This is a genomic window from Arthrobacter sp. SAFR-179, from assembly GCF_059414945.1.
This window is the reverse complement of record NZ_JBPFDM010000001.1, coordinates 525577-550267: the sequence shown is the minus strand read 5'-3', so window position 1 is coordinate 550267 and position 24691 is coordinate 525577. Positions and strand designations below refer to the sequence as shown.

Here is a 24691-nt window from a genome sequence, read left to right as displayed (position 1 = left end):
AGCCTGTAGAGGTGAGTACAACACCTACCCGCGTCTTCGTGGCGCGCCTCCTGGGCCTCGATGTTTTCGACCCCCTGGGCGACCGGCTGGGCCGGTTGCGCGATGTTGTTGTGCTGTCCCGGGGAACCCAGGGAGCCCCGCACGTGGTGGGCATCGTGGTGGAAGTACCGGGAAAGAAGCGTGTCTTCGTGCCCATGACGCGCATTACGTCGATCGACCAAACCCAGATCATCTGCACGGGCCTGGTCAACCTGCGCCGGTTTGAACAGCGCGGAGCCGAAACGCTGGTGGTGGCCGAAATGTTCGACCGGCGGGTGACGCTCCGAGACGGCAGCGGCGACGCCACCATCGAGGACATCGCCATTGACCAGCACCGATCCCGCGACTGGTTCGTCAGCAAGCTCTTCGTCCGCCGCGGCCATTCACTGTCCCCCCTGAGCCGGCTGCGCCGCAACGAGACCCTGATCATCGACTGGGCGGACGCCCAGCAGGGGCCGCGCACCGAGCCGCAGGCCGCCACCCAGTTCGTGGCCAACCACGAGGACCTCAAACCCGCCGACTTCGCCGAGGCACTGCAGGAAATGAGCGACAAGCGCCGTTTCGAAGTGGCCAGCGAACTGCAGGACGAGCGGCTGGCAGATGTCCTCCAGGAACTGCCGGAAGACGACCAGGTGGAAATTCTCTCCGCGCTGGATGTCCAGCGCGCCGCGGATGTCCTGGAGGAGATGGATCCCGATGACGCCGCCGACCTCCTCGGTGAACTCCCCTCTGCCCAGGCGGAGGAACTGCTCCAGCTGATGGAGCCCGAAGGCGCAGAGGATGTCCGCCGCCTGCTGGAGTACGACGAGGACACCGCCGGCGGCCTCATGACCCCGGTGCCGGTCATCCTGCCGCCGGAAGCCACGGTCGCCGAAGCCCTGGCCCACGTCCGGCGGGAGGAGCTCTCCCCGGCACTGGCGTCGTCGATCTTCATTGCCCGGCCGCCGCTGGAAACTCCCACCGGCCGCTTCCTGGGCGTGGTGCACATCCAGCAGCTGCTGCGTTTCCCGCCGTTCGAGGCACTGGGAAACCTGGTGGACAAGAACCTCGAGCCGTTGTCCGACCAGGCGCACATCAGCGAAGTGGCCCGGACCCTGGCCACGTACAACCTGAACTCCCTCCCGGTGGTCAATGACGCCGGCCGGCTTGTGGGGGCGGTGACTGTTGATGACGTATTGGATCACTTGTTGCCGGACGACTGGCGCGCCCATGATGGTGAGGCCCCGATAAGAAGGCTGGGTGGCCGCATTGGCTGATAACAGCGCTCCGAAGAACCCCAACCAGCGGAACCTGGCCAACGCGGATTCAAAAGGCAGCCTCGACACACCCCTGAGCGCCCGCCAGCGGATCCTGCCCAAGTTCTCCCCGGATCCGGACGCGTTCGGGCACGCCACAGAAGGCTTTGCCCGGTTCATGGGCACCCCGCAGTTCCTGGTCTACATGACGGTGTTCTGCATCTTCTGGCTGGGGTGGAACACGTGGGCGCCCGCCGAGTGGCAGTTCGATTCGAGGGACCTTGGCTTCACCCTGCTGACCCTGATGCTGTCGCTGCAGGCCTCCTACGCGGCGCCCCTGCTGCTGCTGGCGCAGAACCGGCAGGATGACCGGGACCGCGTCTCGGTGCAGCAGGACCGGCAGCGCGCCGAACGCAACCTCTCCGACACCGAGTACCTGACCCGGGAGCTCGCCTCCCTGCGGATCGCACTGCGCGAGGTGGCCACCCGCGACTACGTCCGGGCCGAGCTGCGCTCACTCCTCGAAGACCTGCTGGAAGCCCAGGAGGAGCTGCGGACCCACGACGACACCGGACCCGGTTCGCACGAATCCCCCCGCGACAAAGTGAAAGACAAGTTGCGCGAACAGCGGGACCGGCAACGGAGCCCGCGCACCCAGCAAATCCCCCGGGTGAAACCCGGCCATTCCACACAGGACCGCTAATGACCGAACCCATTGCCAGCACCCCGTTGGCTGAGGCAGTCAATGCTGCCCTGGCCACTGTGATCGACCCCGAGCTCCGGCGTCCCATCACCGAGCTGGGCATGGTGGACTCGGTCCACGTTTCCGACGACGGAAAAGTCACCGTGGCGGTCCTGCTCACCATCGCCGGCTGCCCGCTGCGGGACACCATCACCGCCGATTCGCAGAAGGCCCTTTTCGCCGTCCCCGGCGTCACCGCCGTCGACGTCGAGCTCAAAGTAATGGACCAGGCCCAGCGCGATGCCCTCAAGGAGAAGCTGCGCGGCGCCGGCGGCCAGCGCAGGATCCCGTTCAACGAACCGGATTCCCTCACCAGGGTCTATGCCGTGGCCAGCGGCAAGGGCGGAGTGGGCAAGTCCTCGGTCACGGTCAACCTGGCCACCGCGCTGGCTGCCCAGGGCCTGCGGGTGGGCATCGTGGATGCGGACGTTTACGGCTTCTCCGTGCCGGCGCTGATGGGCATCACCCAAGCCCCAACCCAAGTCGATGACATGATCCTCCCTCCGGTTGCCTACGGGGTGAAGGTCATCTCCATTGGCATGTTCGTGACCGGCAACCAGCCCGTTGCCTGGCGCGGACCCATGCTGCACCGGGCCCTGGAACAGTTCCTCACCGACGTCTATTTCGGCGACCTGGATGCCTTGTTCCTGGACCTTCCGCCCGGGACAGGTGACATCGCCATCTCCGTGGCCCAGCTGCTGCCCAAGGCAGAAATCCTGGTGGTCACCACCCCCCAGGCGGCGGCTGCCGACGTTGCAGAACGCGCAGGCGCCATCGCCACCCAGACGGGGCAGAAGATCGCGGGCGTCATCGAGAACATGTCCTACCTGGAGATGCCCGACGGCGGCAGGATGGAACTTTTCGGAAGCGGCGGCGGGGCGGTGCTCACCGAGCGCCTCAGCGCCACGGTGGGGACGGACGTGCCGCTGCTGGGCCAGATTCCCCTGGACATCCAGTTGCGCGAAGGCGGGGACTCGGGCGTTCCAATCGTCCTGGGCCAGCCCGGTTCGGCGGGGGCTGTCGCGCTGGCAGGCATCGCAGGCCAATTGGCCGCCAAACCCCGCGGGCTCGCCGGGATGAAGCTGGGGCTGCAGCCGCGCTGATCGGACCCGGCACTGCCGGCGCTTACCCTAGGTGGCTTCGGTGTCGAACGGGGCGGTATCGCCCGGGGCCAGCCTCTGCACCACCCGTTCGGGACGCTGAGGTGCCGAATCTGCTGCGGCTGCGGCGCCGGAGACTGCGGCCACGGCGGCAGGGGCTCCTGAACTGACGGGCTTGGTGTCGTCGTCGAGCAGTGCTTCCTTGATAATGCGGCGGGGATCGTACTGGCGCGGGTCGTACTTCTTCCAGTCGACATCGTCGATGTCGATGCCCACTTCTTCCTTGATCTGTTCGCGCGCGCCGGAAGCCATGCGGCGGAGTTCCTTGACCAGGTTTGCCAGCTTCTGGGTGTATTCAGGCAGCCGCTGGGGGCCGATCACGAGGACGCCAATGATCAGCAGAAGGATGAACTCCGGGCCGTTGATTCCAAACACTTTAGGAAGATTACCCTCTCCGGGCTGCGAGTGACGATTCCCGTCCGGCGGACGGGGAAACAGTCCGTGTCATTGGGTGAACATGGCTGCGATCTTGCTGATTCCCCGCTCCAGCCGTGCCTCCAGGGGCTCCGGGGTTGGGCTTCCCGGCGTTTCCGGAACGGCCGCGTCAACCCCTTCCGTGGCGGTGTGGGCAAGTTGCTCGAGGATGGGCAGCGCATCATCGGCCTGCTCCGGGGGCAGGTCGGAGCGGTAGGTGATGGTGAGCCCGGCGGCCCGGTAGGTGGCAGACCAGGGAGAGGTGCCCAAAACCTGCAGCGGACCACCCTCCTGGCCTGCTGCTGGATGACCCACCGGGTGTTGCTCCGTGATGGTGGCGTGATGCGTCCCGTCAGTGAGGTGCAGCTCCACCGCAGGTTGCCCGTCAACCACCAGTGCCCGGGCAGCTTCCAGGTGGAATCCCATGGCCTGAAGTTCGGGGCAGGCCCATCCCTCGGACCGCAACGTGGCCAGCTGCGGGGCGGTCAAAGTCCGGCCGTCCGCCGGGGTCTGGGAGGAAACGTGCGAAAAGGCCGCTTCGGTTCCCACCGGCCCGTCCGCGGCGGGATCACCCGCTGCGGTGAAGGCACCCACGGCCAACACACCGGCCGCCGCCATGGTCCCGCCGGCGGCGAGCCCCAGCGCACGCGCGGCCATGCGGGAGGTGCCGCCCTGAGGCACGGGAGGCTGGGCAGCCAGTTCGTGGGTGCGTGCCAGCAGCCGTGCCGTCAGGTCCTGGCTGGCAGGCGGGATGGGGGCTTCGCGCAGCCGTTCAAGGTACTGCCGTTCCCGGCGCACGGCTGCAGCACACTCCTGGCAGGCCTCTAGGTGGCTGCCGGTGCGCTGATGCCTGCCGCCGAAAGGAAACTGGGACCTCATGTGCCGTTCAGAGGATGCCGGCGATGCGCGGCAGCGCAAGCTTGCGGCGGGACTGCTGCGGACGGGGGTCACGGTGGGCCAGCTTTTCGCGCAGCATGGTCCGGCCGCGGTGGATGCGCGAGCGGACAGTGCCCAGCTTCACGCCCAGGGCCTCGGCGACCTCGTCATAGGACAGACCCTCAAGGTCGCACAGGACTACGGCGGCACGGAAGTCCGGCGGAAGTTCCTCCAGGGCGGCCTGTACGTCCAGATCCAGGTTGTTCAGCTCGAAGCTCTGTTCGGGCCCGGGTTCGCGACCGGGCAGCCGGGACTCGGCATCCTCGGCAAGGGCGTCGAACCGGATGCGCGTCTTCCGCCGGGCCTGGTCAAGGAACAGGTTGGTGGTGATGCGGTGGAGCCAGCCATCCAGCGTTCCGGGCTTGAAGTTCTCCAGCGACCGGAAGACGCGGACGAAGACCTCCTGGGTGAGGTCCTCGGCGTCGTACTTGTTGCCCGTCAGCCGGTACGCCAGCCGGTAAACCTTTGCGGAGTGGTTGGTGACCACTTCTTCCCAGGTGGGACGGACCCACTCATCGTCGGGATTGTTTACTGCAGGGACAGGTGCCACAACTGAAGATGACATCGTCCACTCCCCTCGTGGAATGCTAACGCCCGGATACTGTTGACATCTCTGATTCGGCGCCGGTCACCTTTTGGATGAGCGGACATTAATCATGTCAAACTTGGCTGGGAATTTCCTGACCGCCGGCAAACTTCAGCCTTGGGCGCAACACTGTCTTTCCCGGCCAGCCCGGCGGGACACAGTAGGCTTGAGGAGACATTCCCCCTTTACGCCCAGAAAGCGATAATTCATGAGCGCCGACAAGTCCAGCAGCTGGTCCTATGCAGAAGATCTGCCCGCTGAGGACGAGGTCATGCTTCGGGCCCGGGAACGTTCGTATGAATTGGGAGTCAGCGCCATCAGCCCCGGTGTGGGCGCCGTCCTCACGGTGCTGGCTGCTGCCTCCAAGGCCCAGACCGCCGTCGAGATCGGCACCGGCGCCGGCGTCTCCGGCGTCTGCCTGCTGCGGGGGCTGGGCCCGCACGCCGTCCTGACCACCATCGATGTGGATGTCGAACACCTCAGGGCCGCGCGCGAAGCGTTCGCCGAGGCCGGCAGCCCCGCCAACCGGACCCGCACCATTTCCGGCCGCGCGGGCGATGTCCTGCCCCGGCTCACGGACGGCGCCTACGACCTCGTCTTCATCGATGCGGACAAGCCGGGCCTCCCCGGCTACGTGGAGCAGGCCATCCGGCTGCTGAAGCCCGCGGGCCTGCTGGTCATCAATGACGCGCTGGACAAGGACAAGGTAGCCAACCCCGCGGGCCGGGAGGCAACCACTGTAGTCCTGCGCCAGGTGGGCAGGGCAATCCGCGACGACGACCGGCTGGCGTCGGCAATGCTGCCCACCGGGGACGGCCTGCTGGTGGCAGTCAAGAAGTAGGCGTAGCGAAAAGGGACAGGGTGCGCAGCCCGCGGGCTGCGCACCCTGTCCGGCACGATTATTCAGTAACGCCGACCAGACATTCCTTGAGGTTGGCTGCTTCGGCCGCATTGAGTTCGACCACCAGGCGCCCGCCGCCTTCGAGCGGGACGCGCATGATCAGGCTGCGGCCCTCCTTGGTGACTTCCATTGGGCCGTCGCCGGTGCGTGGTTTCATAGCCGCCATGAGGAATTCCCCTCCATTTGTCCCAGGACTAATCAGCCCGGGCGGGCTGTGTCCGCATGTCGATCAGGCCGCTATGGCAGGGTGGTGTTTCCACCGCCAAGGCTGCGCGCTTTCTGAATGCTTTTGTCCTTGCTTACCTATCATTATCGCGTAATTACACGTACGTAGCTAATCGATGGACATTTCCCGGCAACCGTTATTCCCGGGCTGACCTGCGCAGAAGCAGGATTTGTCAGGGCGGGTAATCCCCGCCGCCGGGCAACTGCGCCCAGGCCCAAAGCCAGACGATCCACACGATCTGGAGCAGCAGGAACATGGCCACCACAGTCCCCCGGTAAGCCCTCGAGCGGGACAGGAGTGCCGCCCCCAGTGCCAGCGGAAACAGCGGCAGCAGCATCCGGAAGGTGCTGGTTTGCGGGTGCAGGAACATCAGCAGGTATCCCATGTAGCAGGCGCACCAGAGCCGGAGCTCCGTGCCGAGCCGCACCACGGGCGGAAGGAACAGCATCGCGGCGAACAATCCCACGAAAACGAGGGGGGCAAGGAGGCCCAGGACGGGGCCGAAAAGTTCGACGCCGGTGTCGAACCACGGCTTGAAAGGGACCAGGGCCTCGTGCCGCCACACGGTTTCGGTTTTGGTGTACGCCTCCGGGTCACCCGTCGCTACCCATGCAGCGGCGGGCCAGGCGAGCGCCGAGATGCCCGCGACGGCGGTGAGACCGGCCAGTGCCGCCAGGTCCCCCAGGGAATGGGCGGCTTCATCGCCGTTGCGCTCCCGCCCCTTCCTGATGTGCGCGATGCAGCGGGATACCAGCAGCAGCCCCGCCATGGCGGCGAAGGGAACGCCGACGGGCCGGGACAGGGACAGCAGGAACACCACGGGCATGGCCCACAGGTATTGCCGGCGGACCACCAGCAGCAGGGCCCACGCGAGCAGCAGGAGGGACAGCGGCTCGGCGTAGGGCACCTGCAGCACGGCGGAGACGGGGAACGTCGAAAAGAACGCCACCCCCCACATGGCTGGCGGGTGCGGCGCCTTCTGCCGGAAGAGCGCGTACACCGCCAGCGCGGCGCCCCAACCGGCAAGCATGGCGACCAGGGTGAGCGACGCGGCAGGATTGAGCCCGGTGAGTCGGCTGAGTCCGCCGGCCAGTGCGGGAAAGAGCGGGTAGAAGGCCCAGGTATTCTCCTGCACAGTGCCGGCCGTGTTCGTGGGAAGAACTGAAGGGTAGCCGTGGGTGATGACTTGCGCATACCAGCGGGCATCCCAGATGTTGATGAAGTTCCAGTAATCCGGTTTGGCCGGGAACCAGGGGCTGAAGCCCTGGTGGAGCGCCGCGGCCATGAAGACGCAGGCTGTGACGAGCCGGGTGCCGCAGTACAGGGCTGTGACCTGAAGCCACCACGGCCAACTCCGGACGGCGGAAACCATCCGGAGGGCCAGATCCCCGGCCGAGGCCAGCGGGTTGCGGCGGGCCACCGTGCTCACTGGCCGCCCGTCCCCTGGGCGGCAACCTCATCGGCCGCCCGGTTCCCGCCGTCTCCCGCAGCAGTTCCTGTACCAGTTTCTGCACCCGTTTCCGGGTCCTGTTGTCCGGGCGACGCGGCGCCCGCCCCGGATCCGCCGTCGGAACTGTGCTCCCCGTGCTGCACTCCGGCCTGCTCCATTGCAGCCAGCCGGCTGCGAAGCCCAGCCAGTTCCGCATCCCGTGTGGCCAACTGGTCGCGCAGTTCGTCCAGGACCTGGTCCACCTGGTCCATCCGGTAGCCGCGAAGGCCAAGCGAAAAACGCACCTGCTCAATGTCTCCGGGTGCGGCGCGCTCCGGCAGCAGCACGGGTGGAAGGTTTGCGGGCGGTTCTTCGAATCCCCCGTCCAGCAATCCGGGCAGCACGGCACCGCCGGTCTTGCGGGAACGCCGGCCGAGGCCGGCCCAAAGGACGGCCGCCACCAGTACGACGGCCAGGAAAACGAGGAAGAAGCTCACGGTTCCATCGTGCCAGACCGGCGGCCCGGACTTTGGCCTGCGGCTACTCCGGCCGCTGCTCCCCGTTAAGGGACGGCGTCACTCCGGCCTGCAGGACCCGGTCCACAGCCTCGGCGGGATCGTCCACCAGTTGGATGAGGTCCAGGTCCTTCTCCGAGACCATGCCCTCTGCCACCAGGGTGCCCCTGATCCAGTCGATCATCGGCCCCCAGAATTCGACGCCGAGGAGCACGATGGGAAAAGATGTCACCTTGCGCGTCTGGACCAGGACCATGGCTTCGAAAAGCTCATCCAGCGTGCCCAGTCCGCCGGGCAACACAATGAAGCCCTGCGCGTATTTGACGAACATGGTCTTGCGGGCGAAGAAGTACCGGAAGTTGATCCCCAGGTCCACCCACTGGTTCAGGCCCTGCTCGAACGGCAGTTCAATGCCGAGGCCAACGGACACACCATTGCCTTCCACTGTCCCCCGGTTGGCCGCCTCCATGGAGCCCGGACCGCCGCCGGTGATCACTGCCACTCCGGCTTCGGCGAGCTTTCGGCCCACCTCCACGCCCATCTCGTAATACTGGCTGCCGGGCTTGGTCCGTGCCGAACCGAAGACGCTGACCGCTTTTCCGATGTCCGCGAGGGCACCGAAGCCTTCGACGAATTCGCTCTGGATCCGCAGGACCCGCCACGGGTCGGTGTGGACGAACTGGCCCGGCCCCTTGGTATCAAGCAGGTGCTGGTCCGACATTTCCACGGCCGCCTGTTTGCGGCGCAGCTCAAGGGGCCCCTTACGGCGTGGCTGGGAATTCTTGGCCGGATCTGCGTTGATGCTCATTCCCCTAGGCTAACCTCCTGATCCAGGTATCTCTTGAATCACGATCAGCAGGAACTTGGGGTGATTGGCGTCATAACGCAGTGTTGTTCGCTAGATTCGTTCCTATGACTACTCATGTGCCCGGCGATGCCCTCGTCTCCCTGAACGCCGTTAATAAGCATTACGGCCAGCTGCACGTTTTGAAGGACATCAACCTGCAGGTCCGCAAGGGCGAGGTTGTTGTGGTCATCGGACCCTCGGGTTCCGGTAAGTCCACCCTCTGCCGGGCGATCAACCGCCTGGAAACCATTGAGGGTGGAACCATCAGCATCGACGGGAAAGTCCTCCCCGAGGAAGGCAAGGAACTCGCCCAGCTCCGCGCCGACGTCGGAATGGTTTTCCAGTCCTTCAACCTCTTCGCCCACAAAACGATCCTCGAGAACGTGACCCTGGGACCCATCAAGGTCAAGGGCGCCTCCAAGGCAGCCGCCGAAAAGGACGCCATGGCCCTCCTCGAACGCGTGGGCGTGGGCCACCAGGCCCCCAAGCTGCCGGCCCAGCTCTCCGGCGGCCAGCAGCAGCGCGTTGCGATTGCCCGTGCCTTGGCAATGAAGCCGAAGGTCATGCTGTTCGACGAGCCCACATCCGCACTGGACCCCGAAATGATCAACGAGGTCCTGGATGTCATGGTCCAGCTGGCCAAGGAAGGCATGACCATGATCGTGGTCACGCACGAAATGGGCTTCGCCCGCAAGGCTGCGGACCGCGTGGTCTTCATGGCGGACGGCCAGATCGTGGAGGACGCCACCCCGGAGGAGTTCTTCACCAACCCGAAGAGCGACCGCGCCAAGGACTTCCTGTCCAAGCTGCTCACCCACTGAATTACCGAACCAACCACACGTCAGTTCGCATCCAGGCCGCAAAACCCCCGGCCACCAATGAAAGGAATGTCATGAAGGCATTTATGTCCAGGCGGAAATCCTTCGTCGTGGCGGCTACAGCTGCCCTCGCCCTGTCCCTGAGCGCCTGCGGCGGAGGGGACTCCGGTGGCTCCAGCAACCCCAGCCCGGTGGAGAAGCCGTCGTTCGCTGCCGGAACCACCATGGCAAAGCTGTCCTCCGCGGGCACCATCAAGATCGGCACCAAATTCGACCAGCCGCTGTTCGGCCAGGTCGGCCTGGACGGCAAGCCCGTCGGTTTCGACGTTGAAATCGGCAAGCTGATCGCCGCCAAGCTGGGTATCGCCGCAGACAAGATCGAATGGTCCGAGACCGTTTCGGCCAACCGCGAACCCTTCATCGAGCAGGGCAAGGTTGACCTGGTCATCGCCACGTACACCATCAGCGACAAGCGCAAGCAGGTTGTCGACTTCGCCGGCCCGTACTACGAAGCCGGCCAGGCCCTCATGGTGAACAAGGACAACGACTCCATCAAGAAGCCCGAGGACGTCAAGGGCAAGAAGGTCTGCTCCGTGACGGGTTCCACCCCCGCCGCCACCATCGTGGACAAGTACGGCGCGGAACTGGTTCCGGCCGCCACCTACTCCGCCTGCCTGGAGCCGCTGCGCAACAAGCAGGTTGAAGCCGTGACCACCGACAACGTGATCCTCGCCGGCTTCGTGGACAAGGAACCGGAAGCCTTCAAACTCGCGTCGGAGGAAACCTTCACCAAGGAGCCCTACGGCATCGGCCTGAAGAAGGGCGACACCGAGTTCCGCAACTGGATCAACGACCAGCTGGAATCCTTCGAGAAGGACGGCTCCTACAAGAAGGCCTGGGAAGCCACCGCCGGTTCGGTCATTAAGACCGCGCCCAAGCTCCCGGCCATCAACCGTTACTAAGCAGCGTCCGCAAGCTGCCGGGGCCACCCAACGGCCCCGGCAGCACAGCCTTCAATCCGTCCACGCTTACAGCCGAAGGATCTTATGGACGTCATCTTTGAAAACCTGCCCCTGTACTGGGAGGGTTTTCTCCGCACTCTTTTCCTGTCCGTCGTCTCCGGTATCTTCGCGTTGATCCTTGGCACCTTGCTTGCCGCGGCACGCGTCTCCCCGGTCGCGGCGCTCCGCGGTTTCAGCACCGTGTACGTGGAAGTCCTCCGCAACACCCCGCTGACCATCGCCTTCTTCTTCGCAGCAGTCGTGCTCCCCCGCATCGGGGTCAAGTTCGAGCAGTTCGAGATCGCCGCCATCATCGCCCTCAGCACCTACACCGCCGCGTTCATCGCCGAAGCTGTCCGCTCAGGTGTCAACAGTGTGCCCGTCGGCCAGGCGGAGGCAGCACGCAGCATCGGCATGAAGTTCGGCCAGGTGCTCTCGCTCATCATCCTCCCCCAGGCGCTGCGGACGGTGATCCCGCCGCTGATCAACATCCTGATCGCGCTCGTCAAGAACTCTTCGGTGGCCGGCGCCTTCTTCGTCCTGGAGCTGTTCGGCTACGGCCGGCAGTTGGCCAACGCCAATGGCGACGCCGTCATCACCGTCCTGCTGGGCACGGCGTTCTTCTATCTGCTCCTCACCGTTCCGCTGGGAATCCTGGCCAACACGGTGGAACGAAAGGTGGCGATTGCCCGATGAGCTCCGTTCTCTACGACGTCCCCGGCCCCAAAGCACGCCGGGTCTCCCTCATTGCCTCCATCATCGGCGGCCTGCTGATTATCGGCCTGCTGGCCTGGGTGGTTTTGATCCTTGCCCAACAGGGCATCTTCGAGGCCCGCCGCTGGCAGATCTTCACCCGCGCCGACGTTTGGCGTTTGCTTGGCAACGGCCTGGGGTCCACGCTTTCGGCGGCGGCACTCGCGGCAGTCATCGCGTTCCCCCTGGGCCTGATGCTCTGCCTGCTGCGCATTTCGGACGCCGCCTTCATCCGGGTGCCCATACGGGTCATCCTGGAGTTCCTGCGCGGCATGCCGGTGGTCCTGATGATGCTCTTCATCCTGCTGGGCTTCGGCACCTCCGCGTTCGTCGCGGTCGTGGCCGGCCTGGTGCTGTATAACGCCGCGGTGTTCGCAGAAATCATCCGTGCCGGTATCCAGTCGCTGCCCAAGGGCCAGCGGGAAGCGGGCCTGGCCATCGGCCTGACCAGCTACAAGTCACGCATGCTGATCGAGCTGCCGCAGGCGATCCGGCGCATGATGCCCTCGCTCGTGGCGCAGATGGTGGTGCTGCTCAAGGACACCTCGCTTGGCTACATTGTGGCTTACGGCGAGCTGCTGCGCGCGGTCCAGGTCATGGCGGACTTCCTGGGCACGCAGTACCTGTTCCCGATCTTCTTCGTGGCGGCGGCCATCTACATCGCCATCAACATCTCGGTGTCACGGCTTGCGGTGTGGATCGAGCGCCGCGGTTCCAAGAAGGCTGCCGGCGGTGTGGCGAAGGCCGAACCTGAAAAGGCCAGCGCCCCGGTTCCCTAACCCCCTGCAGGCTGTTTCATGAAGCGGATGGCCCGGACCTTCTGGTCCGGGCCATCCTGCTTTAAGAAATGGGGCGCCCTTAAGTTCAGGCAGCGAGCCAGCTCTCCAGCGCGGCAAGGCACTTGCGGATGGCGTCGGCGTGCACGTGCTCGTTGTCCTTGTGCGCCAGCAGCGCGTCCCCCGGGCCGAAGTTCACCGCCGGGATGCCCAGCTCACTGAATCGGGCGACGTCGGTCCAGCCGTACTTGGGCTTCGGCTCGGCTCCCACGGCGGCAACGAAGGAGGCGGCAGCAGGGTGCTGCAGTCCCGGCCGTGCACCGGCGGCGGCATCGGTGCGGACCACGTCGAAGCCCGCCAGCAGCTCCCGGACGTGGGCCTCGGCCTGGTCCGGCGTCTTGTCCGGGGCGAACCGGTAATTGATTTCCACCACGCAGCGGTCAGGGATGACATTGCCGGCCGTGCCGCCGTTGATCTTCACCGCGTTGAGGCTTTCCCGGTAGTCGAGTCCATCAACATTAATGGTCCGGGGTTCGTAAGCCGCCAGGCGGGCCAGGATGGGTGCCGCGGCGTGGATGGCATTGCTGCCCATCCAGGCTCGGGCCGAGTGCGCGGCCTCCCCCACCGTGCTTGCCTCGAACCGGCTGGTGCCGTTGCAGCCGCCCTCCACCGTGCCGTCCGTCGGTTCGAGCAGGATGGCGAAGTCTCCCTGCAGCAGGCCTCCATGGTTGCGGACCAGTCGTCCCAGGCCGCTCTTCACGGCTTCCACTTCCTCGTGGTCGTAGAAGACAAAGGTGACGTCCCGCTTGGGCTGCGCGCCGCCGTCGAACAATCCTGCCGCCAGCGCCAGCTGGACGGCCACCCCGCCCTTCATGTCCGTGGCGCCGCGGCCATACAGGACACCCTCCCCCGGAACACCGGATTCCCAGCTCGAGGGAACGGTGCCCCGGGAACCTTCGGTGAGCGGAAGGGGCACCGTGTCCAGATGGCCAGCGAGGATCACACGCTCACTTAGGCCAAGTTCGGTCCGGGCGATGATGGCGTCGCCGTCACGCACCACGCTCAGCTGCGGGATCTCCAGCAAAGCGGCTTCCACGGCGTCGGCGAGCTGCTTCTCATTGCCGGACACGCTGTTAATGTCCATCAGCGCCGCGGTCAGCAGCGCCACGTCCTGGCGCAGGTCGAGGGTGGACACGGAAGAGTCAGGGGCGGTTTCGGCAGTCACGAAGCCAGTCTAGTTCGAACCCCATGCCCCGCCGTCGATAGACTGGGGCACATGACTGAGACCGCTTCCTCTGCTGTGCCCGAAACCCTGACCTCCACCGCTGAAGACCGTTCCGCCTATGGCTTTGGCATTGCCACCATAGCCACCGCTGACGCCACCGTCCTGGACGTCTGGTTCCCGGCGCCGGCCCTGGGTGTCGCAGCGGAGAACCTCCGCTCGGTGGACAACGCTGACGAGGTCCTGACCCGGATCGCCGAGGACGGCGCCGATGAGGACCGCGGCACTGAGCAGAAGGTGGTCTTTGTCCAGATCGACCTCGACGAAGCGCCGGCCGACACCGCGGACGCCTACCTCCGTCTGCACCTGCTCTCGCACCGCCTGGTCCAGCCCAACACCATCAACCTGGACGGGATCTTCGGCAAGCTCCCCAACGTGGTCTGGACCAACTTCGGCCCCGCCGCCGTCGAGGGCTTCGAACTGACGCGCGCACGCCTGCGCCGCCGTGGTGCCGTCACGGTCTACGGCATCGACAAGTTCCCGCGCATGGTGGACTATGTCGTTCCCACCGGCGTGAGGATTGCCGACGCCGACCGCGTCCGCCTGGGTGCCCACCTCGCGCCGGGCACCACCGTCATGCACGAAGGCTTCGTGAACTTCAACGCGGGCACCCTGGGCACCTCCATGGTTGAGGGCCGCATTTCCGCCGGCGTTGTCACCGGCGACGGCAGCGACGTGGGCGGCGGCGCCTCGATCATGGGTACCCTGTCGGGCGGCGGCAAGGAGAAGATCACCATCGGTGAGCGCGTCCTCCTCGGCGCCAACTCCGGCGTGGGCATCAGCATCGGTGACGATTCGGTGGTGGAAGCCGGGCTGTACGTCACGGCGGGCACGCGCGTCCGCGTTCCGGGCCCCAAGGATGAGGTTGGTGAGGACACCACCAGGATCGTCAAGGCCGCCGAGCTCTCCGGCGTGCCCAACCTGCTGTTCCGGCGCAACTCCACCACCGGCGCGGTGGAGGCCCTTCCCCGGAAGGGCCAGACCGTTGAACTGAACGACGCCCTTCACGCCAACTGATTCCTTCGTGGCACGCAGACGCGGCCTGCGCCGCCTGGCGGTGCTGCTGCTCACCCTCGCGCTGGCAGCGGGCGGCATCTACACCGCCGTGTTCTTTGTGCAGCGTTCCGAAACCCTCGTTTCGGAACGCTGCACCGCCACGGCCGGCAACCGGAGCGGTGAGCTGGCGCCGGACCAGGCAGCCAACGCAGCGCTGATCACCGCGGTGGCTGTCCGGCGGGGACTGCCGCCGCGGGCCGCCACCATCGCCCTGGCCACTGCCATGCAGGAATCGAAACTGCGCAACATCGGGCACGGCGACCAGGCCGGCCCCGACTCGCGCGGGCTCTTCCAGCAGCGCCCCTCCCAGGGCTGGGGCACCGAGGCCCAAATCATGGATCCCTACTACGCTGTCAACGCCTTCTACGACGCATTGGTGAAAATCCCGGAATACGAGTCGCTGGACATTACGGAGGCAGCACAGCTGGTCCAGAAGTCTGCCTACCCCAAGGCCTATGCCCAGCACGAGGACATGGGACGGGCCTTTGCCTCCGCGCTTACCGGGCAGACGCCGGCGGGAGTCCAGTGCACCCTGCGCTCCTCGGTGGCCGGCGGGGATTCCGCATCGGTAGCCGCTGAACTGGAGCAGGCCTACGGTGGTGTGGATTCACAGGTGGACGGGGCCACCCTGGTGGTGGACGCCACCGGGCCCTTGGCCTGGTCCGTTGCGCAATGGGCGGTCGCCAGCGCCAAGGACCTGGCCATTACCCAGGTGGACGTCGCCGGCCGCACCTGGAACCGTCCCAACGGGGACGGTTGGCAGGTGTCAGGGGTCCCTGACGGGCAGGTGCGGATCACCGTACGGGCGGACGACGGCGGCAGCTGAGCGCCGCCGTCGTCCTGCCTTGCTAAGGGCTGGCTGCGGAGGGCTAGACCAGGATTTCCAGCACGGGCTGGACGTAGCTGCGGAAAAGATCGGGCTGCCCCATCAGATGCCGGCTCATGATGATCTTGTCCGGCTCCAGGTACCAGGCCCGCTGCTCGTCCAAGGGAAGTTCGATGATGGTGAGCCTGAAGTCCCGCGAGTCCCGCCCCACTTCCATCAGCCTGTCGTCCACCATGTCCTCAAGCAACTGGTCCGTTCCCGAGGCCACGCGCTCGGCCTCCAGCTCGGCGTATTCGCTCCTGCGTTCCCTGGCCCAGGTGAGGGCGGAGCCAAAATGCGCCTGCAGGACCCGCTGGAGTGCCGGAGAGTTGCCGAACGCTTCGAAGCTGGGCGGGGAGAGCTCCGGAGCGGTGTGCGGGTGGGCCTTCAGCAGCTGCTCCCACCAGGCTTCCCACTCGGTCTTAAGCGCGCCGAGCCCGCCCACGTCCGCCGTCAGGTGGGTGTGGTCGGCGGGGCGCACTTTGGGCGTCGTATGGGACAGCATGGGATGCCCCACTCCGTTCAGGCCGGCCGCGTCCCGGACGTAAAGCGCGATCATCATCGGCCCGGACGTGTCGGTGGTGATCTGCCACCCTGAACCGCTTGCGTGATGCATCCCAAGTCCTTCCCTGGCCTGCCCGTGCCGGACGGCGTGAGCCGGTGCGCTGTACCCGGTTATCAGTCTATTCCCGCAGCCACTTCACGGTAGTGCAGGACAGGCTGCGGATGGCGGGAGGCTTACCGTGCGAGCCCGTCCAGGTGCCGCTCAAGCACGTCGCGGCACATCTGCGCGGTCATCCAGCCGGGCTGCAGCAGGGCATGCATGCACAGCCCATCCAGCGTCGCCAGCAGCCGTTCCGCCTCCACCACCAGGTTCTCCTGCGATTCATCCTCCGGGAGCAGGGAAGCCACCACCCCGCCAACGATGACCGCGACGTCCCGATGGCTGCGGTCGGCTTCCGCAGCGAGGAACGGCCTGATCCGCCCCGCGTTCTTGAAGGCCAGCCAGGCGCAGGCCTCCACAGCTGTTTCCTCATCCAGGGGAAGCATGCCGCCCAGCAGGGTCAAGACGGCCTGCCGCTGTTCCGGGCTGGCCTGTGCAGCGTCCCGCACCGCCGGCAGCAGGGCCTGGAGCCGGCCAACCACCCGGTCCACCACAGTGCCGAACGAGAACGCCAGGAGTTCCTCGCTGCCTTCGAAGTAGTGCCGGACGGAACCAACCGCAAGCCCGGCCTCGTCCGCCACCTCCCGCAGCGAGGCCCGCTCCAGCCCGTCCACGGCGATGATACGGAGAACAGCTTGGACTACATCCTGGCGCCGGGCATCAGCGTCTACTATTTTGGGCACCATTCTTATTAGCACACTTGTGCTTCCACTGCTTCTTCCGCCGCCCTTGCTGCGTGCCCGCCATCCGGAACCCTGGGGCGGGTACCGCTCCCCGTGGGATAGCGTTGGGGCATGAAAATCTTGGTTACAGGGGGCACCGGCTACATCGGTTCCCACACTGTTCTTTCCCTGCAGGAAGCCGGCCACGACGTGGTCGTCATGGACAACCTGGTCAACTCCAGCGAGGAATCGCTGCGGCGCGTGGCCGAACTCAGCGGCAAGGCCGCAGAGTTCCACCACGTTGACCTGGTGGACGAGGCCGCCGTCGAAAAGGTCTTTGCCGGCAGCGGCATCGAGGCCGTCATCCACTTCGCCGGGCTCAAGGCCGTAGGGGAATCGGTTCAGGAGCCGTTGAAGTACTACTACAACAACCTGGTGGGCACCCTGAACCTGATCCGGGTCATGGACCGGCACGACGTCCGCTCCATCGTGTTCAGTTCCTCAGCCACCGTCTATGGCGAACACAACCCCGTCCCCTACGTGGAAAAAATGGAGATCGGCGCCAACAACCCCTACGGCCGCACCAAGGAACAGATCGAAGACATCCTCTCCGACCTCGGCGCCGCCGACCCCCGCTGGCACATAGCACTGCTGCGCTACTTCAACCCAGTAGGCGCCCACCCCTCCGGCCGGATCGGCGAAGACCCCCAAGGCATCCCCAACAACCTGGTTCCGTTCATCGCACAGGTGGCAGTGGGCCGCCGCGAGAAGCTCATGGTCTTCGGCGGCGACTACGACACCCCTGACGGCACCTGCCTGCGCGACTACATCCATGTGGTGGACCTGGCCGAAGGGCACGTTGCGGCGCTGGACCACATCGCCGGGCGCGCAGGCGTCTTCCGCTGGAACCTGGGCTCCGGCAAGGGCTCCTCCGTCCTGGAGGTCCTGCGCTCCTTTGAAAAGGCAGTAGGCAAGCCCATCCCCTACGAGATCACCGGCCGACGCGCGGGGGATCTTCCCGCCTTCTGGGCCGACGCCACCTCCGCCCTGGCAGACCTGAGCTGGTCCACCACCAAGACCGTGGACCAGATGTGCGAGGACCACTGGCGCTGGCAGAAGAACAACCCCCAGGGCTACGCCTCCTGACCCCGTCGATTGCCCCGTACTTGTCGTTCTAGCCCGTCAGAACGACCAGTACGGAGCATTCGATTGAAACAAAAGCGGCCGCCCACCTGGAAAGGTGGGCGGCCGCCGTCGTAATTCAGGCCTTTGCAGGATTAGCGGGCCGGGTAGTCCCGCTCCGGCTCGCCGATGTAGAGCTGGCGCGGACGGCCGATCTTGGTGTTGGGGTCGCTGATCATTTCGCGCCACTGGGCAATCCAGCCCGGGAGCCGGCCGATGGCGAACAGGACGGTGAACATCTTCTCGGGGAAACCCATCGCCTTGTAGATCAGGCCGGTGTAGAAGTCCACGTTGGGGTAGAGCTTGCGCTGGATGAAGTAGTCATCGCTGAGTGCCTTCTCTTCCAGCCGCATGGCGATGTCCAGCAGTTCGTCGTTGCCGCCGAGCTTGCTAAGGATCTCGTGTGCCGTGGCCTTGACGATCTTGGCGCGCGGATCGTAGTTCTTGTACACGCGGTGCCCGAAGCCCATGAGCCGGACGCCGTCTTCCTTGTTCTTGACCTTCTCCATGTAGTCCTCGGGCTTGAGGCCCTCGGCCTGGATCTGGCGGAGCATCTTCAGCACGGCCTCGTTGGCACCGCCGTGGGCCGGGCCGAAGAGCGCGTTGATGCCCGCGGATACCGAGGCGAAGAGGTTGGCGTTGGAGGAACCGACCAGGCGCACCGTGGAGGTGGAGCAGTTCTGCTCGTGGTCGGCGTGCAGGATGAGGAGCAGGTCCAGGGCCTTGACGATGACCGGGTCCAGCTCGTACTGCTCGGCGGGCAGGCCGAAGCTGAGGCGCAGGAAGTTCTCCACCAGGTTCATGGAGTTGTCCGGGTACAGCATGGGCTGGCCGATGGACTTCTTGTGCGCGTAGGCGGCGATGACCGGCAGCTTGGCCATGAGGCGGATGGTGGAGACCTCCACCTGTTCGGCGTTGAACGGGTCCAGCGAGTCCTGGTAGAACGTGGACAGCGCGGACACAGCCGAGGACAGCACCGGCATGGGGTGCGCATCCCGGGGGAAGCCGCCGAAGAAGCCCTTGAGCTCCTCGTGCAGCAGGGTGTGGCGCCGGATCTTCTGGTCAAACTCGTCCAGCTCGGTGGGCGTGGGCAGGTTGCCGTAGATCAGCAGGTAGGACACCTCAAGGAAGCTGGAGTGCTGCGCCAGCTGCTCGATGGGGTATCCGCGGTAGCGCAGGATGCCCGCATCGCCATCGATGTAGGTGATTGCCGAGGTGGTTGCTGCGGTGTTCATGAAGCCGGGGTCAAAGGTCACGGCACCGGTCTGCTTCAGCAGCTTGGAGACGTCGTAACCTTCGTTCCCTTCAACAACCTGGATGCGCGGGAGCTTCAGCTCGCCACCTGCGTGGAGCAGGGTCGCAGCATTGTTGGTCTCAGTCATGGAGTCCCCTTCATGAGGCTTCTGGGCCTCTGTCGAAAGCTTGATCCAACATCAGGTGAGCCGCGCACGAAGCCTGAGAGGACAGGTTCCAACACCCGGGCTGCCTTCTTGTAGAAAGCCACCATTGATAGTCACTTAAAAAGTACCGCTCCTTGGCGGGTGTCACTAATCCGCAGCCTTCAAACCCAGCCCAAAAGGCACTGGATGTGGGGCGAGTCACATGATTATTACGTACCCCTAGGAAGCTGATGCGGCCATGCGTGCCACGGCAGCGTCAATCCGTTCGTCGGATCCGGTGAGGGCAACCCGGACATACCCGTTGCCTGCGTCTCCGTAGAAGACGCCCGGTCCAACCACAATGCCGAGGTCAGCCAGGCGGGCCACCGTGTCCCACGTGCCCTCCCCCGCCGTCGACCAAAGGTACAGGCCGGCGTCGGAATCCTTGATCTGCAGGCCGAAGTCGAGCAGGGCCGGCACCAGCCGGTCCCGGCGGCCCCGATACAGGTCCTTCTGGGCCTCGACGTGCGAGTCGTCGCCCAGGGCCACGCGCATAGCCTCCTGGACCGGATAGGGGACGATCATCCCTGCGTGCTTGCGGCTGTTGACCAGGTTGGGCATCAGGTCCGGATCACCGGCAACGAAGGCTGCCCGGTAGCCGGCCAGGTTGGACTGCTTGCTCAGTGAGTACACGGCCAGCAGGCCCTGGTGCGAGCCGCCCGCCACCTGCGGGTCCAGGATGCTGGGGACGCGCCGGCCGCCGCGCTGGACATCCCAGTCCCCCCATCCGAGTTCTGCGTAGCATTCGTCCGAGGCCACCACGGCGCCCAGCTGACGGGCCTGCTCCACCAGCGCTTTCAGGGATTCGACGTTCCGGACGCTGCCGGTGGGATTGCCAGGCGAGTTGACCCAAATGAGACGGACACGGGAGCGGGTGGCGTCATCGAGTTCGCCCAGGTTGTCCGTCGCCACCGAGGTGACGCCGGCAAGGGTGGCGCCGATATCGTACGTGGGGTAGGCCACCTTGGGGCGTACGACGACGTCACCGGGCTTGAGGCCCAGCAGCAGCGGGAGCCACGCGACGAGTTCCTTCGAGCCAACCGTTGGCATGATGTTGACGGGGTCCAGCCCGGCGACGCCGCGGCGCCGTTCGAACCAGCCCGCGATAGCCTCCCGGAGGGCCGGGGTGCCGTGAACTGTGGGATAGCCAGGGGCGTTCGCGGCAGCCTTCAGTGCGTCCTGCACCAGCTGCGGCGTGGGATCCACAGGTGTGCCGATCGACAGGTTCACGGCTCCGCCGGGATGCTCCGAAGCCTTGGCCAGGTACGGGGCCATGGCCTCCCACGGGTAGTCGGGCAGGTCCAGGCCAAACGAATTCACTGCTGCGGTCACGGCGTGCGTCCGCGTCAGTGGTCTTGGTTCTGCGGCGGCAGGGCGGCGATCATGGGGTGGTCCTTGCCGGTGTTGCCGATCTTGGCCGCGCCGCCGGGGGAACCGAGGTCGTCGAAGAACTCCACGTTGGCCTTGTAGTAGTCGGCCCATTCCTCCGGGGTGTCATCCTCGTAGTAAATGGCTTCCACCGGGCACACCGGTTCGCAGGCGCCGCAGTCCACGCATTCGTCCGGATGGATGTACAGCGAACGCTCGCCCTCATAGATGCAGTCGACCGGGCATTCCTCAATACATGCCTTGTCCTTGACATCCACACACGGCTGCGCGATTACGTACGTCACGTCCCTGGCCTCTCCACGTTGGGTTCCGGCTTCCCGCCGGCTCTTGCATCCGGCAGCATGGCCGGACTATTGACATCTGAGCCTATTATCTCCCAGCCCGTTCCCGCGAACCTAGCCGGCGCCCCTAGTATGAACTGGTGAGTCAGCCATTACCTTCACCCGCCCGCTTTCTTGCCTCGGCTGCGCCCGGGATCCGAGTGGTGGTGCGTTACCGGATCGAAGGTGGCCTCACGGACGCACTGGGCCATCTGCTGGCCTGCGACGCCGGTTCCTGCACGGTCCGGACGCGGCAGGCCGACGTCGTCATTCCCTTTGCGCAGGTGGTGGCCGCCAGGGAGGTCCCGCCCGCTCCCCCGCGCCGTCCAGCCCGACAAGCGCCGCCCTCACGGCAGGAATAAGACTTAACGCAGAATGCCACCGGCCTGGGGCCGGTGGCATTCTGTTAGGTCAGGGCGGTGTTATGCCTTGGCGCGGGCGCGGTTGGCCTTGGCGCGCTCGTTGGTGTCCAGAATGACCTTGCGGATGCGGATGGCTTCCGGGGTCACCTCGACGCACTCGTCCTCGCGGGCGAATTCCAGCGATTCTTCGAGGGTGAGATCGCGGGGCGGGGTCAGGTTCTCGAAGGTGTCGGAGGAAGCGGCACGCATGTTGGTGAGCTTCTTTTCCTTGGTGATGTTGACGTCCATGTCGTCGGCGCGGGAGTTCTCGCCCACGATCATGCCCTCGTACACCTCGGAGGTGGGCTTCACGAAGAAGGAGCCGCGTTCCTGCAGGTTGATCATGGCGAACGGGGTGACAACACCGGCGCGGTCGGCCACCATGGAGCCGTTGGTGCGGTACTCAATGGGGCCGGCCCAGGGCTCGTAGCCTTCGGAGATGGAGGCTGCGATGCCGGCGCCGCGGGTGTCGGTGAGGAAGCGGGTGCGGAAGCCGATCAGGCCGCGGGCGGGAACGATGAATTCCATGCGGCACCAGCCGGTGCCGTGGTTGGCCATGTTGGTCATGCGGCCCTTGCGGGCAGCCATGAGCTGCGTGACGGCGCCCAGGTATTCCTCGGGCACGTCGATGGTCATGTGCTCCATCGGTTCGTGGATCTTGCCGTCGACGGTCTTGGTGACAACCTGCGGCTTGCCGACGGTCAGCTCAAAGCCCTCGCGGCGCATCTGCTCAACCAGGATGGCCAGCGCCAGCTCGCCACGGCCCTGGACTTCCCAGGCATCCGGACGCTCTGTGGGGAGCACCTTGATGGAGACGTTACCGATCAGTTCCTTGTCCAGGCGGTCCTTCACCTGGCGGGCGGTGACCTTTGCACCCTTGACCTTGCCGGCCAGCGGGGAGGTGTTGATACCGATGGTCATGGAGATCGCGGGATCGTCCACGGTGATCAGCGGCAGCGGCTGCGGGTTCTCGACGTCGGTGAGGGTTTCACCGATGGTGATGTCCTCGATACCGGCGACAGCCACGATCTCGCCGGGGCCGGCGGACTCGGCCGGAACGCGCTCCAGTGCCTTGGTGGCGAGGAGTTCGGTGATCTTGACGGTCTTGAGCTCACCGTTGTGGCGGGCCCAGGCAACCTGCTGGCCCTTGCGGAGCGTGCCGTTGTAGATGCGGAGCAGGGCGAGGCGTCCCAGGAACGGGGAGGCGTCCAGGTTGGTGACGTGCGCCTGCAGGACACCCTCGGGGTTGTACGTGGGGGCCGGGATGTGCTCGATGATGGTCTTGAACAGCGGCTCAAGGTCCTCGTTGTCCGGGGCGGAGCCGTTGGCCGGCTGCTCCAGGGAGGCGCGGCCAACCTTGGCGGCGGCGTAGACAACGGGAACCTCAAGGACCTTGTCCAGGTCCAGGTCCGGCACTTCGTCGGCGAGGTCGGACGCCAGGCCCAGGAGCAGGTCCATGGACTCGTGAACCACTTCGTCGATCCGGGCGTCCGGACGGTCGGTCTTGTTGACCAGCAGGATCACCGGGAGGTGCGCGGCAAGGGCCTTGCGGAGCACGAAGCGGGTCTGGGGCAGCGGGCCCTCGGAGGAGTCGACGAGGAGGACAACGCCGTCCACCATGGACAGGCCGCGCTCCACTTCGCCACCGAAGTCGGCGTGGCCGGGGGTGTCGATGACGTTGATGGTGATGGTCTCGCCGTTGGAGGACGGACCGTTGTAGGCCACCGTGGTGTTCTTGGCCAGGATGGTGATGCCCTTTTCGCGCTCCAGGTCACCGGAGTCCATCACGCGGTCTTCGAGGTGGTTGTGCTCGGCAAAGGAGTTGGTCTGCTTGAGCATGGCGTCGACCAGGGTGGTCTTGCCGTGGTCAACGTGGGCCACGATCGCGACGTTGCGCAGGTCACTGCGCGATGCAGTGGCTACCGCGGTGTTGGTGGTGGTTTCAGACATGCGTAATGGCTCGATTCAGTGGAGTCAGCTGTTGTATCGCGACATTTCCAACTGGAACGCACGACGGACAAGGCCCTTGGCACAGGGCGCCTTCCTCCATTCTAGCCGCTGAGCCATTTGTTGGCCTAAATTCCGGCAGGGTTTGCCGCCGCCGGGGACGCTGCCCTCAGGCATCCCCCCTGCGCAGTGTGACTAAGTTCACTACCACTTCCGCCTGCGTGGCATGATTGCTGTGACACAGCCCACTCTTGAGCGCGCCGGAGACAACGATGCCCCCTGCTAAGGCCAGCACACCCCGCGGTGCCGCCCGGGCCACCACTGCCGCTGTGTCCGGCCTCCTGGCGGTATCGGCGGTCCTGGGACTCGCCGCCTGTGGACTTTCCGGCGACTCTGCCGCGGGCGGACTGGCGCGGGCGGCAACCGGGCAAGCCGTCAGCGCAGGAGGGAATCCCGCGGTGACGGCCACGTCGCGGATCCTGAATCCCGGCAACGGAAGGCTGGAAGCCGTGGTTCCGGACATCAGCAGGACTGTCCTGCTGATCGGTGACTCACAGTCGGAGCCGGCGGACGGCTGGCCGCGCCTGGGCCTCGCCGCCGCCGGTTACAACGTGTACTTCTGCGGCCGCGGCGGTACCGGTTATGTTGCGGCGAACGGCGCCACAGGCAACTACATCGATGCCCTGCAGCGCGGGGACTGGCTGCTTCCCTCCGGCACTCCGGCCCTGATCGTTATCGAGGGCGGCGGGAACGACGCCGCCAAGGGCGCAAGCGACGCGCAGATCACCGGAAACGCCCAGCGGCTGATTGCCGAGCTGCGGACCCGCTATCCCGGCACAAGGATTGCCATCATCGGCACCCTGGCACGGGGAGCAAACGACGGCGGCGGCCGCCGGAGCGAGGTGGACGCCCTGCTGGGTGCCGTGGCAGCCGGCAACGGACTTCCCTTTGTTTCCGTGGGCGACTGGCTCACCAGGTACGGACTGGCCAAGGACCTTGCAGACGCCGTCCACATGAACACCGAAGGCCGCGCAGCGCTCGGCGGGATCCTTGACCACAGACTGCGTCAACTGGGGCTGGACCGAAAGACAGCGGTGGAGCAGTAG

The 24691-nt window shown here is 65.7% G+C and carries 27 protein-coding genes; 13 read left to right on the top strand and 14 right to left on the bottom strand.

All coding sequences use genetic code 11. From position 1 onward, the window contains the following. The first annotated feature begins 11 nt into the window (after positions 1-11). From ACR65K_RS02765 to ACR65K_RS02755, 3 genes are read left to right on the top strand one after another with little or no spacing between them, the layout of a single operon-like run. Entirely contained in the window at positions 12-1295 is a 1284-nt protein-coding gene (locus ACR65K_RS02765; RefSeq protein ID WP_056334647.1) for a magnesium transporter MgtE N-terminal domain-containing protein, read from the top strand. Next, the gene (locus tag ACR65K_RS02760) at positions 1279-1977 is read left to right on the top strand and encodes a DUF1003 domain-containing protein (RefSeq protein WP_056334645.1); all 699 of its coding nucleotides are present in this window, start codon (positions 1279-1281) and stop codon (positions 1975-1977) included. The genes ACR65K_RS02765 and ACR65K_RS02760 overlap by 17 nt, the downstream gene beginning before the upstream one ends. After that, the gene (locus ACR65K_RS02755) at positions 1977-3119 is read left to right on the top strand and encodes an Mrp/NBP35 family ATP-binding protein (protein ID WP_440151247.1); all 1143 of its coding nucleotides are present in this window, start codon (positions 1977-1979) and stop codon (positions 3117-3119) included. The genes ACR65K_RS02760 and ACR65K_RS02755 overlap by 1 nt, the downstream gene beginning before the upstream one ends. Positions 3120-3146: 27 nt before the next feature. Here ACR65K_RS02755 and ACR65K_RS02750 read toward each other — a convergent pair whose 3' ends face one another. The 3 genes from ACR65K_RS02750 to sigE all read right to left on the bottom strand — a co-directional run bounded on the left by ACR65K_RS02750 (position 3147) and on the right by sigE (position 5091). Beyond that, on the bottom strand, positions 3147-3551 hold the full coding sequence (locus ACR65K_RS02750) for a twin-arginine translocase TatA/TatE family subunit (protein WP_056334638.1): 405 nt from the start codon (positions 3549-3551) through the stop codon (positions 3147-3149). A gap of 69 nt (positions 3552-3620) precedes the next feature. Next, entirely contained in the window at positions 3621-4388 is a 768-nt protein-coding gene (locus ACR65K_RS02745; protein WP_440151246.1) for an anti-sigma factor, read from the bottom strand. An 88-nt stretch (positions 4389-4476) separates the two neighbouring features. Then, complete coding sequence (sigE, locus tag ACR65K_RS02740) at positions 4477-5091, bottom strand: RNA polymerase sigma factor SigE (protein ID WP_056334632.1); 615 nt, start codon at positions 5089-5091, stop codon at positions 4477-4479. A 229-nt stretch (positions 5092-5320) separates the two neighbouring features. Here sigE and ACR65K_RS02735 point away from each other — a divergent pair, with 229 nt between their 5' ends. Next, positions 5321-5953 carry an O-methyltransferase gene (locus ACR65K_RS02735; protein ID WP_440151245.1) on the top strand — a complete coding sequence of 211 codons (633 nt, stop codon included), beginning with the start codon at positions 5321-5323 and terminating at the stop codon, positions 5951-5953. A 58-nt stretch (positions 5954-6011) separates the two neighbouring features. On the opposite strand, the gene ACR65K_RS02730 is transcribed toward ACR65K_RS02735, so the two are convergent. The 4 genes from ACR65K_RS02730 to ACR65K_RS02715 all read right to left on the bottom strand — a co-directional run bounded on the left by ACR65K_RS02730 (position 6012) and on the right by ACR65K_RS02715 (position 8991). Further along, positions 6012-6179 (bottom strand): DUF3117 domain-containing protein, encoded by a 168-nt coding sequence (locus ACR65K_RS02730; protein ID WP_009357720.1) that lies wholly within the window; start codon positions 6177-6179, stop codon positions 6012-6014. 232 nt (positions 6180-6411) lie between these two features. Then, a complete protein-coding gene (locus ACR65K_RS02725) occupies positions 6412-7668 on the bottom strand; it encodes a putative hexosyltransferase (RefSeq protein ID WP_440151244.1) in 1257 nt (418 codons plus the stop codon). Beyond that, a complete protein-coding gene (locus ACR65K_RS02720) occupies positions 7665-8165 on the bottom strand; it encodes a DivIVA domain-containing protein (RefSeq protein ID WP_440151243.1) in 501 nt (166 codons plus the stop codon). Before ACR65K_RS02720 ends, ACR65K_RS02725 begins: the two co-directional genes overlap by 4 nt. Positions 8166-8208: 43 nt before the next feature. After that, the gene (locus ACR65K_RS02715) at positions 8209-8991 is read right to left on the bottom strand and encodes an LOG family protein (protein WP_056334622.1); all 783 of its coding nucleotides are present in this window, start codon (positions 8989-8991) and stop codon (positions 8209-8211) included. A gap of 104 nt (positions 8992-9095) precedes the next feature. Between ACR65K_RS02715 and ACR65K_RS02710 the strand changes: the two genes are divergently transcribed. The 4 genes from ACR65K_RS02710 to ACR65K_RS02695 all read left to right on the top strand — a co-directional run bounded on the left by ACR65K_RS02710 (position 9096) and on the right by ACR65K_RS02695 (position 12381). Beyond that, positions 9096-9851 (top strand): amino acid ABC transporter ATP-binding protein, encoded by a 756-nt coding sequence (locus tag ACR65K_RS02710; RefSeq protein WP_056334619.1) that lies wholly within the window; start codon positions 9096-9098, stop codon positions 9849-9851. 71 nt (positions 9852-9922) lie between these two features. Next, positions 9923-10810 (top strand): glutamate ABC transporter substrate-binding protein, encoded by an 888-nt coding sequence (locus ACR65K_RS02705; RefSeq protein ID WP_056334617.1) that lies wholly within the window; start codon positions 9923-9925, stop codon positions 10808-10810. Positions 10811-10894: 84 nt separating this feature from the next. Next, the gene (locus ACR65K_RS02700; protein WP_018768597.1) at positions 10895-11545 is read left to right on the top strand and encodes an amino acid ABC transporter permease; all 651 of its coding nucleotides are present in this window, start codon (positions 10895-10897) and stop codon (positions 11543-11545) included. After that, positions 11542-12381 carry an amino acid ABC transporter permease gene (locus ACR65K_RS02695; RefSeq protein WP_440151242.1) on the top strand — a complete coding sequence of 280 codons (840 nt, stop codon included), beginning with the start codon at positions 11542-11544 and terminating at the stop codon, positions 12379-12381. The genes ACR65K_RS02700 and ACR65K_RS02695 overlap by 4 nt, the downstream gene beginning before the upstream one ends. A gap of 85 nt (positions 12382-12466) precedes the next feature. Here the strand turns inward: ACR65K_RS02695 and dapE are convergent, their stop codons facing one another. Beyond that, a complete protein-coding gene (gene dapE / locus ACR65K_RS02690; RefSeq protein WP_440151241.1) occupies positions 12467-13603 on the bottom strand; it encodes a succinyl-diaminopimelate desuccinylase in 1137 nt (378 codons plus the stop codon). 51 nt (positions 13604-13654) lie between these two features. On the opposite strand from dapE, the gene dapD reads away from it, so the two are divergent. Both dapD and ACR65K_RS02680 read left to right on the top strand, forming a co-directional pair. Continuing rightward, entirely contained in the window at positions 13655-14677 is a 1023-nt protein-coding gene (gene dapD, locus ACR65K_RS02685; RefSeq protein WP_440151240.1) for a 2,3,4,5-tetrahydropyridine-2,6-dicarboxylate N-succinyltransferase, read from the top strand. A gap of 7 nt (positions 14678-14684) precedes the next feature. Beyond that, positions 14685-15542: a transglycosylase SLT domain-containing protein gene (locus ACR65K_RS02680; RefSeq protein ID WP_440151239.1), complete on the top strand. Its 858-nt coding sequence runs from the start codon at positions 14685-14687 to the stop codon at positions 15540-15542. A 43-nt stretch (positions 15543-15585) separates the two neighbouring features. Here the strand turns inward: ACR65K_RS02680 and ACR65K_RS02675 are convergent, their stop codons facing one another. Both ACR65K_RS02675 and ACR65K_RS02670 read right to left on the bottom strand, forming a co-directional pair. Beyond that, positions 15586-16197: a hypothetical protein gene (locus ACR65K_RS02675; RefSeq protein WP_440151238.1), complete on the bottom strand. Its 612-nt coding sequence runs from the start codon at positions 16195-16197 to the stop codon at positions 15586-15588. 122 nt (positions 16198-16319) lie between these two features. Next, positions 16320-16928: a TetR/AcrR family transcriptional regulator gene (locus ACR65K_RS02670; protein ID WP_440151237.1), complete on the bottom strand. Its 609-nt coding sequence runs from the start codon at positions 16926-16928 to the stop codon at positions 16320-16322. Between the two features lie 111 nt (positions 16929-17039). On the opposite strand from ACR65K_RS02670, the gene galE reads away from it, so the two are divergent. Beyond that, positions 17040-18053, top strand: coding sequence for a UDP-glucose 4-epimerase GalE (galE, locus tag ACR65K_RS02665; protein WP_440151236.1), 1014 nt, complete (start codon positions 17040-17042; stop codon positions 18051-18053). Between the two features lie 131 nt (positions 18054-18184). Here the strand turns inward: galE and ACR65K_RS02660 are convergent, their stop codons facing one another. The 3 genes from ACR65K_RS02660 to fdxA all read right to left on the bottom strand — a co-directional run bounded on the left by ACR65K_RS02660 (position 18185) and on the right by fdxA (position 21201). Beyond that, positions 18185-19471: a citrate synthase gene (locus tag ACR65K_RS02660; RefSeq protein ID WP_056334606.1), complete on the bottom strand. Its 1287-nt coding sequence runs from the start codon at positions 19469-19471 to the stop codon at positions 18185-18187. A gap of 237 nt (positions 19472-19708) precedes the next feature. Next, on the bottom strand, positions 19709-20860 hold the full coding sequence (dapC, locus tag ACR65K_RS02655; protein ID WP_440151235.1) for a succinyldiaminopimelate transaminase: 1152 nt from the start codon (positions 20858-20860) through the stop codon (positions 19709-19711). A gap of 14 nt (positions 20861-20874) precedes the next feature. Then, complete coding sequence (fdxA, locus tag ACR65K_RS02650) at positions 20875-21201, bottom strand: ferredoxin (RefSeq protein WP_013601705.1); 327 nt, start codon at positions 21199-21201, stop codon at positions 20875-20877. Between the two features lie 137 nt (positions 21202-21338). Here fdxA and ACR65K_RS02645 point away from each other — a divergent pair, with 137 nt between their 5' ends. Further along, positions 21339-21599 carry a putative acetyltransferase gene (locus ACR65K_RS02645; RefSeq protein ID WP_440151234.1) on the top strand — a complete coding sequence of 87 codons (261 nt, stop codon included), beginning with the start codon at positions 21339-21341 and terminating at the stop codon, positions 21597-21599. Between the two features lie 60 nt (positions 21600-21659). On the opposite strand, the gene typA is transcribed toward ACR65K_RS02645, so the two are convergent. Then, complete coding sequence (typA, locus tag ACR65K_RS02640) at positions 21660-23588, bottom strand: translational GTPase TypA (RefSeq protein ID WP_056334597.1); 1929 nt, start codon at positions 23586-23588, stop codon at positions 21660-21662. Positions 23589-23857: 269 nt separating this feature from the next. Here typA and ACR65K_RS02635 point away from each other — a divergent pair, with 269 nt between their 5' ends. Then, positions 23858-24691, top strand: coding sequence for an SGNH/GDSL hydrolase family protein (locus tag ACR65K_RS02635; RefSeq protein WP_440151233.1), 834 nt, complete (start codon positions 23858-23860; stop codon positions 24689-24691).

Coding starts and splice junctions, on each gene's coding strand:
- ACR65K_RS02755 (WP_440151247.1), top strand. CDS start 1,977: ATGACCGAACCCATTGCCAGCACCCCGTTGGCTGAGGCAGTCAATGCT.
- sigE (WP_056334632.1), bottom strand. CDS start 5,091: ATGTCATCTTCAGTTGTGGCACCTGTCCCTGCAGTAAACAATCCCGAC.
- ACR65K_RS02735 (WP_440151245.1), top strand. CDS start 5,321: ATGAGCGCCGACAAGTCCAGCAGCTGGTCCTATGCAGAAGATCTGCCC.
- ACR65K_RS02730 (WP_009357720.1), bottom strand. CDS start 6,179: ATGGCGGCTATGAAACCACGCACCGGCGACGGCCCAATGGAAGTCACC.
- ACR65K_RS02715 (WP_056334622.1), bottom strand. CDS start 8,991: ATGAGCATCAACGCAGATCCGGCCAAGAATTCCCAGCCACGCCGTAAG.
- ACR65K_RS02710 (WP_056334619.1), top strand. CDS start 9,096: ATGACTACTCATGTGCCCGGCGATGCCCTCGTCTCCCTGAACGCCGTT.
- ACR65K_RS02705 (WP_056334617.1), top strand. CDS start 9,923: ATGAAGGCATTTATGTCCAGGCGGAAATCCTTCGTCGTGGCGGCTACA.
- ACR65K_RS02700 (WP_018768597.1), top strand. CDS start 10,895: ATGGACGTCATCTTTGAAAACCTGCCCCTGTACTGGGAGGGTTTTCTC.
- ACR65K_RS02695 (WP_440151242.1), top strand. CDS start 11,542: ATGAGCTCCGTTCTCTACGACGTCCCCGGCCCCAAAGCACGCCGGGTC.
- dapD (WP_440151240.1), top strand. CDS start 13,655: ATGACTGAGACCGCTTCCTCTGCTGTGCCCGAAACCCTGACCTCCACC.
- ACR65K_RS02675 (WP_440151238.1), bottom strand. CDS start 16,197: ATGCATCACGCAAGCGGTTCAGGGTGGCAGATCACCACCGACACGTCC.
- galE (WP_440151236.1), top strand. CDS start 17,040: ATGAAAATCTTGGTTACAGGGGGCACCGGCTACATCGGTTCCCACACT.
- ACR65K_RS02660 (WP_056334606.1), bottom strand. CDS start 19,471: ATGACTGAGACCAACAATGCTGCGACCCTGCTCCACGCAGGTGGCGAG.
- typA (WP_056334597.1), bottom strand. CDS start 23,588: ATGTCTGAAACCACCACCAACACCGCGGTAGCCACTGCATCGCGCAGT.
- ACR65K_RS02635 (WP_440151233.1), top strand. CDS start 23,858: ATGCCCCCTGCTAAGGCCAGCACACCCCGCGGTGCCGCCCGGGCCACC.